Origin of the sequence: Ochrobactrum sp. C6C9 (genome assembly GCF_022627935.1) — a bacterium.
In the GTDB taxonomy this organism is placed as follows: Bacteria; Pseudomonadota; Alphaproteobacteria; order Rhizobiales; family Rhizobiaceae; genus Brucella; species Brucella teleogrylli.
Map to the genome: position 1 here is coordinate 1 of NZ_JABXGB010000077.1, position 2,017 is coordinate 2,017.

The window sequence follows — 2,017 nt, forward strand, 5'->3', positions numbered from 1 at the left end:
AGAAATGGTGGCGGGAAGCAGGACCCGATCCGCCTGACGGGACAGGCGGAAAAAGATAGTGTGTTAACCCGTATTGGGGGTGGCCATCAAAACAGGGATAATTGCTTGCCGCCTTTCTGGACGGGTTCGAACAGATCGGTGCGCAGGTGTTTGCGCTGGGTGTTAAAGCCGAGCTTGCGGGCGGCGATTTCGAATCTGCGGCCGATCTGCCAGGCATAAGGGCCGGTGCCGCGCATCCGCTTGCCCCATTCTGCATCGTAATCCTTGCCGTCGCGCATCGAGCGCACCAGCGACATCACATGCCGGTAGCGGTCAGGATAATTGCGCAGCAGCCAGTCTTTGAACAAGGGCGCTACTTCCAGCGGCAGGCGCAGCAGCACATAGCCAGCCTCGCGCGCTCCTTGCGCATAAGCCGCGTCGAGAATGCGCTCGATCTCGTGATCGTTGATACCCGGAATGACAGGTCCCATCATGACCGAAGCCGGAATACCCGCATCGGTCAGCTTGCGGATTGCCTGAAGGCGCAGGCTCGGCGTCGAGGCGCGCGGCTCCATCGTGCGGGCCAGATGCGCATCGAGTGTCGTTACCGATAGCGCGACCTTGGCGAGACCCTTTTCAGCCATGCGACTCAAAATGTCGATATCGCGCACCACAAGCGCCGATTTCGTTACGATGCCCACCGGGTGGTTGGCTGCCTCCAGAACTTCGAGAATTTCGCGCATGATGCGCCATTTCTTCTCGATCGGCTGGTATGGATCGGTATTGGTGCCGATGGCAATCGTCTTGGGCTGATAGCCAGCCTTCGCCAGTTCGCGTTCCAGAAGGCGCGGCGCATCCGGCTTGGCGAACAGGCGGGATTCGAAATCGAGACCAGCCGACAGCCCCATATAACTATGGCTCGGGCGGGCGAAACAATAGATGCAGCCATGCTCGCAACCGCGATAAGGATTGATCGAACGGTCGAAGCTGATATCGGGAGAATCGTTGCGGGTGATGATCGTGCGCGGCTTTTCCACCTGCACATCGGTGTTAAAAGCGGGCAGCTCTTCCAGCGTCGTCCAGCCGTCGTCGAAATCCTCGCGCGTGGTCGGCTCAAAGCGTCCCGTCGGATTAATGCCCGCACCGCGTCCACGCCGACGGCTGTGATCGATCCTCAGCCCCGCTTCGCCGACAAGCGCATTGGCATGCTCCGCACGGCCCGTGCCGAATGCTGCCATGTCTGCCTGCTTGATGATATCTGCGTGCTGGATAGCTGCCATCTTCATCTCCCTGCGGAGCTTCAAAGCATGTCCGGCAAAACCTCTGGCGGCTTGCATGCGGTAACGCTTCTGGTAATTGTCCGACTCTGTCTGATGAATCTATTCCTATCTGAAGATTAAGAACAAATCAAGAACATAGTGCGTTCCGCTTTCCGTTCACGCGCTGTTGATATAAGAAGCGCGCATGCTGTCCGTGATTATTGAAACGCAGAATTCCGAAAAGCCTCTGGCTCACACATTGTCGGCGCTTGTGCCAGCGGTGGTGGAGGGGCTGGTTCGGCGCGTTCTGGTGATCGACAAAGGCTCGTCGGATGAAACCGCACTGGTGGCGATTGGTGCCGGATGTTCGTTCAGCGATGGCGCGGATAAGGCGGCGGCGTTAAGCGAGATCCGCACGCCCTGGGTTCTTGTCCTCGCGCCGGGTGCTATCCCGCAGGATGGATGGGAAGAAGTTGCGCGTCGCCATATGGAAGGCACAAGTGATCCGGCGCGGTTCACGCTGGCCGGGGAGCGCGGGCTTGGCGGGTTGAAGGCGGCATTGTTCGGCAAGGGGGCGGCGCTCGATGCCGGGCTTCTGGTTCGGCTGGAGATGATCAAGCCTCTGATTTTGGACGGGATGGCTTTTGCTGGGCTTCCGCGTCAGCTGAAGCCGGTGCGGCTCAAGCATGGCATTCATCCGCCAACGCAGGACTGAAGCGGTCCCTAAGAGCCTGTTCCAAAAGTCGTCCTGTGTGGCTGCAAATGGCAATGTTCTGCGT

At 59.1% G+C, this 2,017-nt stretch carries 2 protein-coding genes; one reads left to right on the forward strand and one right to left on the reverse strand.

Annotated elements, in window-relative coordinates; all coding sequences use genetic code 11:
* Positions 1-86 precede the first annotated feature (86 nt).
* On the reverse strand, positions 87-1,259 hold the full coding sequence (locus HWD97_RS24075) for a PA0069 family radical SAM protein (protein WP_171316582.1): 1,173 nt from the start codon (positions 1,257-1,259) through the stop codon (positions 87-89).
* A gap of 184 nt (positions 1,260-1,443) precedes the next feature.
* Between HWD97_RS24075 and HWD97_RS24080 the strand changes: the two genes are divergently transcribed.
* Positions 1,444-1,953: a glycosyl transferase gene (locus HWD97_RS24080; RefSeq protein ID WP_371835786.1), complete on the forward strand. Its 510-nt coding sequence runs from the start codon at positions 1,444-1,446 to the stop codon at positions 1,951-1,953.
* Positions 1,954-2,017: the final 64 nt, after the last annotated feature.